Source organism: Nostocoides veronense (assembly GCF_039531185.1).
Classification (GTDB): Bacteria; Actinomycetota; Actinomycetes; order Actinomycetales; family Dermatophilaceae; genus Nostocoides_A; species Nostocoides_A veronense.
Genome location: NZ_BAAAPO010000047.1, coordinates 1 through 5,551, shown reverse-complemented (window position 1 = coordinate 5,551; position 5,551 = coordinate 1). Strand labels below are relative to the sequence as shown.

The following is a 5,551-nucleotide window of genomic DNA, read 5'->3' as shown; positions in this document are numbered from 1 at the left end:
TTCGGCTCCTCCGCGCTCGGCCGAGCGCGGACCCGATTCGGCGACGATCGAGCGAGACGGGGTGGCGAGGAACGAGCCAACCCGCCGAGCGTTGAGGAGCCGAATCCAGAAAACTCAGCTCACGTAGGAGGCGAGCTGGGCTTCAACGGTCGAGGAGACGGAGGCGGGGCCGCCGACGATGACGATCTTGTTCGGCTTGAGGCGCTTCAGCTCGGCGTCGACGCTCGAGGGGATCGAGTTGGTGTCGACCAGCAGCACCGGGTTGCCGTCGCGACCGCCGACGGGGGCGGCGGAAAGGGCGTCGGCGAAGACGCGGCCGGAGGCGACATACACCGTGCCCACACCGGGGGCGAAGGAGTTCGAGGAGATCGTCGCCGAGGTGGAGAAGCGGTCGTCACCGGCCCAGCGAGCGACGGCGCCCGTGGTGTAGCGGGTCAGGAAGGCGTAGGTCTCGGGCGTGATGGTGTTCTCGCCACCGAGGACAACGATGCGCTTGGACTGCAGGCGCTCCAGCTCCTTCTTGACGATTCCGGGCACGCCATCGCTCTCGATGAGCAGCAGCGGGCCGGGGGTCTTGCCGGCGACGGGCGCACCGGACAGCGCGTCGGGGAAGACCTCACCGGACGCGACATAGGTCGTCTCCGGACCGGCGGCGTAGTTCAGCGAGCTGATCTTGGCCGAGGTGCTGTAGCGGGTCTGGCCCGCGACGCGGGTGACCTCGCCGGTGGTCAGCTTCCGCAGTTCGTTCATGACCGAACCCATGACCGAGTTGGTGCCGCCGAAGACGACGATCTGCTTCGGCTGCAGGCGGGTCAGCTCGTCGATGATCGGCTGGGGCAGCGTGTCGGTCTTGGTCAGCAGGACCGGGCCACCCTTCATCCCGGCGACCGGGGCACCGGAGAGTGCGTCGGTGAAGACCAGCCCGGAGGCGACATACGCGACATCGACGCCGGGGGCGAAGCTGGCCTTGGAGATATTCGCGGAAGCTTCGTAGCGGTCCGCACCCGAGATGCGCATCACGGTGCCGGCCTTCGCGGTCGCGGGCATGGTCAGGGCGGGCGCGATGCCGAGGGCGCCCGCGACAACGGCGGCCGCCAGCGCCGTGCGGCGCGTGGTCGTGGTCTTCATCAGTGGTTCTCCTTCGAGGGACAAGGCCCGGGCGTATGCCGCGGGGCCGGAATGTGCCAGCGGCCGGCCCGCTCGGGCCGGCCGCTGAAAATCAGGGGGAGACGTACTGCGCAAGCTCGGCTTCGACCGCCGTGCTCACCGAGTTCGGCCCGCCGAGGACAACGATCTTCTTCGGCTGCAAGTGGCGCAACGCGTCCGCGATCTGGCTCGGGATGCGGGTGTCGTCGACGAGCAGCATTGGGCCACGTCGAATGCCGGCAACCGGCGCGCCCGCGAGCGCATCGGAGAAGACCTGGCCATAGGCGACATAGGCGACATTGACGCCCGGGGCGAAGGACTTGTCTGCGATATCCGCCGAGGCGGCATACCGGTCGCTGCCGTAGAAGCGCTCGACCCATCCGCGGGAGTAGTGTGCCAGCTGGGCCGCAACCTCATCGGACACGCTCGCCGGGCCGCCGAGAACGATGATCTTGGCCGGGTTGAGCCGGTCGAGTTCTTCGGCGATGGCGCTCGGCAAGCGGTCGTCGTCGGTGAGCAGCATCGGTGAGCCGCCCATGCCGGCGACCGGTGCACCCGAGAGGGCGTCAGGGAAGTTCAGGCCCGACGCGACATACGCGACATTCACGCCGGGGGAGAAGGACTCCTGCGAGATCTGCGCGGAGGCTTCGTAGCGGTCCGCACCCATCCACCGCTCGACGCCGCCGGAGGTGTAGCTGGCAAGGACCGCCTCGACGTTGTAGTCGACGCTATTAGGACCACCGAGGATGACGATCTTCTTCGGCGCCAGGCGCCGCAACTCGGTGGCGACAACGGACGGCACCTCGCTGCTCTTGACGAGCAGCATGGGGCCGCCGGTCTTCGCCGCGACTGGCGCGCCGGAGAGGGCGTCGGTGAAGACCGCGCCGGACGCGACATACGCGACGGGCACACCCGGGGCGAAGCTGGCTTCGGACACATTGGCGGCTGCTTCGTAGCGGTCGGCACCCGAGATGCGCTCGACACCTGCCGCCTTCCCACCGTCGGCGGCGAAGGCGCCTGCCGGTCCGGCAACCATCGCACCGGCGACGACGACCGCGGTCATCGCGCGTCGCAGAACTGCACTACTCATCGAGTGGATCTCCCTCGGATTCGGGCTACAGGGACCAGGTCACGCCCGATCACCCCACGGCAGGGTAACCAATGTCTATGCCGATCGGCACCTTCAGTTCGGGTCCGGCCGCTGCGGGGGCCGCTCCTGGGACGGATCAGCACGAGATCAATTGCCGGCGACGATATCGACCACGACGACCGTGACATTGTCATGTCCGCCCGCGGCCAGGGCCGCCTGAATGAGGGCGTCGGCCGCATGCTGCGGATCTTGCGCCGTATCGAGCACCCAAAAGATGTCGTCGGGCGAGACCTCATCGGTCAGCCCATCGGAGCACACGAGGAGCCGGTCCCCTGGAACGACTTCGAGCCGCTCGACGTCGACCTGCACATCGGGCCGCGCGCCGAGGCTGCGGGTGACGATATGCCGCATCGGGTGCACCGCGGCCTCCTCGGGGGCCAGGATGCCGAGCGTGACCATGTCCTGGACTTCGGAGTGGTCGACCGTCACCTGCTTGATTTCGCCCTCGTGGATATGGAGAACGCGCGAGTCACCGACATTGAAGATCGCCCAGGATCCGTCAGTGAGCGCCCCGATGCCGGAAATGGTCGTGCCCATGCCTCGCTGACCCGGCAGGTGCCCGGCCTGCCAGATCCGCCGGTTGGCCTCTTCGACCGCAGCGCGCAGCGGCGCCGCGTCGACCAGGTCGAGACCGTCGAGTTCGGCCAGGGCCTCGATCGCGAGCTGCGCGGCGACCTCGCCCGCCGAGTGGCCGCCCATGCCATCGGCAACGACAAAGACCGGGTATGCCGCGAGGAGGCAATCCTCGTTCTGCTCCCGGTAATGCCCACGGTGGGTCGCCGTGCCGACCTCAATCACGCGGCTAATCTCCCACACCCGAGGCGGTCCGCGCCAGGGCACTTCCGACACCCGGCGGGGCCGCGGGTATGCCGGGACAAGCGGTCGTTACGGCAAGTACGACCCAAGCACAGCGCGGACGCTCTCGCTGACCGTATTCGGCCCGCCGAGCACGACGATGCGCTGCGGCTGGAGGCGGGAAATTTCGTCGGCAACGACCTTCGGCAATGAGGTGGTGTCGACCAGGAGGACCGGACCACGCGTCATACCCGCGACGGGGGCACCGGACAGGGCGTCGGGGAAGACCCGGCCGGACGCGACATACAGCACCGGGGTGCCGGGGCAGTAGTTGCCGGCCGAGATGGCCGCCGAGGTCGCGAAGCGATCGGCTCCGGAGACCCGGCTCACCGCACCCTTGGTGTAGGGCGCCAGGGCAGCGACCACACTGTCGGAGATGGTGTTGGGGCCGCCCATCACGACGATCCGGCCTGGCTGCAGGCGGGTGAGCTCCGCCGCGATGCTGCTGGGGATCTTGGTCGTGTCGACGAGCAGCACCGGGTTGTCGTTCTTTCCGGCCACCGGGGCACCGGAGAGCGCGTCGGTGTAGACGCGGCCGGAGGCGATATAGGCCGTCGCAACGCCGGGGGCGAAGGACTTGGTCGCGATCGTCGCCGACGTGGAGAAACGGTCGTCGCCGGCCCAGCGCTCCACGCCGCCGGTGGTGTATGCCGCGAGCTTGGCTTCGACCTCGGGGGACACGGTGGCCGGTCCGCCGAGGATGACGATCTTCCGCGGGGCGAGCCGGCGCAGTTCCGTCTGCACCGCTCCGGAAATGGTGGTCGCCGAGGTCAGCAGGATCGGTCCGCGGTCCTTGCCCGCCACCGGGGCCCCGGACAGCGCATCGGCGAAGACTTCGCCGGAGGCGACATAGGCGACCTGGACGCCGGGCAGGAAGCTGCGCGCCGAGATCGTCGCTGAGGCCGCATAACGGTCCGCGCCGCTCCAGCGCTCGACCTTGGCCAGGCCGGGGAAGTCGATCTTGACGCTCGCGCCGGCCGTGGTCGCCGAGACCACCTCGAGCCGCAGGATGCCTCCGGGGCTGGTCCAGCTCTCGCCCGGTTCGAGGCCAGGGTGGCGACCGGTTGCCGACGCCTTGCCGTCGGGATGGAAGTCGAGGACGGCGCTATCGGCGGGATTGCCGCTGGCCAGGTCCACGCGGCGCACGATGACGCCACCACCGGGATCGGTGCGGGTGACCCCGGTCGGGTCGACCCAGGTCGCGTCATCAATCCAGTCATCCAGACCGTCGGGCGTGCGGTACTCGATCGTGTAGCGCTCGTCACCGAGGGTGATTCCGACTCCGCGCAGCCCGGTATTGGCCGACAGCGGACGAATGAAGGAGTACTGACCCTGACCGGGGGTGACCTCGGCGAAATCACTGGCGGAGAAGGCGCCGAGGCGGCGCAGGTTAGCGGCGCTCAGCCGGCCAACATGCTGATAGGGCCACCAGCCCATGAGGTCCCAGGGGTCGCTGCCGTCCTGCTGCTTGCAGTAACCCGACAGAGGGATCGGGGTGGTGTGGGCCGCGTCGGTCCAGCAGTCCAGGGAGTTGCTCATGCCCAGCCCGGCGTTCGAGCCGACACCAAAGCCGATGGTGGCCCAGTGCAGCGACTCGGCGCCGTTGAAAAACGCCACGCCGTCGCCCGCCGCACTCAGCCCGCGCGAGGCGAGCATGCCGAAGGAACAGGTCGAGGACTGCGGGAAGACGATGTCGAGATGCTGCCGGTTGCCGGGGACATCCGGCGCGACGGCTCGGGCGGCCCGCTCGATCGCCGGAATATCGCAGGACGCGATCTCGTCGGCGGTGAGGCTGATCTTGGCCCACGGCCGCACCTGGTTCAGCGTGACGGTGAGCTTGCTGGCTGTCGCCGCGCGGAAGTAGCCGCTGGTCGCCCGCACCTCGGTCCCGATCGCCACATTGTCCAGCGCTGCCGGAGCCGGGTCCGCCCAATAGACCGGCTGCACGAGCACGGAGTGGTCGCCGAGCGCGCCCCGCGCAGCCGTGCCGCGCGCCGGAGCGGACCGGTCGACATACTGCCGCAGCGGGCCGGGGGCAGTTGCCTTCCCCAGGTCCGGTGCGTATGCCGTGGCCCCCTCCCCCGCAGATCCTGCGGCGGGTGCCGCGCCCGCGCCGCCAACGCCGGTCAGGGCACCGAGCGCGAGCGCCGTGATCGCCGTGCCGGCGAGCAGCCGCCTCGGCGCGGCGGGCAGCGTTGCGGGGGCGGCCGTTCGGACGGCAGTGGACGTGGAAGGGCGGTGACCAAAGTGACGCACGAGACTCACGCTACCGGCCGCTCCCCAAGTCGGCGACGCGAACGGCCCCGGCGTGGCGGCCCAGCCCGTCGTGGCCTAAGCCCGGATCCACCGATGGGGTTGAGGTTGTAGCGGGTTGTGTGCGGGTCGGAGCATGAGAAATCC

Annotated in this window: 4 protein-coding genes; all 4 read right to left on the bottom strand. The window is 69.4% G+C overall.

Features of this window, described 5'->3' with window-relative positions; all coding sequences use genetic code 11:
- Positions 1-114: 114 nt before the first annotated feature.
- Positions 115-1,128: a cell wall-binding repeat-containing protein gene (locus ABD225_RS15440; protein WP_344087446.1), complete on the bottom strand. Its 1,014-nt coding sequence runs from the start codon at positions 1,126-1,128 to the stop codon at positions 115-117.
- 91 nt (positions 1,129-1,219) lie between these two features.
- Positions 1,220-2,236 (bottom strand): cell wall-binding repeat-containing protein, encoded by a 1,017-nt coding sequence (locus tag ABD225_RS15435; protein WP_344087443.1) that lies wholly within the window; start codon positions 2,234-2,236, stop codon positions 1,220-1,222.
- 147 nt (positions 2,237-2,383) lie between these two features.
- On the bottom strand, positions 2,384-3,094 hold the full coding sequence (locus ABD225_RS15430) for a PP2C family protein-serine/threonine phosphatase (protein ID WP_344087440.1): 711 nt from the start codon (positions 3,092-3,094) through the stop codon (positions 2,384-2,386).
- An 87-nt stretch (positions 3,095-3,181) separates the two neighbouring features.
- Complete coding sequence (locus tag ABD225_RS15425; protein WP_344087437.1) at positions 3,182-5,407, bottom strand: cell wall-binding repeat-containing protein; 2,226 nt, start codon at positions 5,405-5,407, stop codon at positions 3,182-3,184.
- Positions 5,408-5,551: the final 144 nt, after the last annotated feature.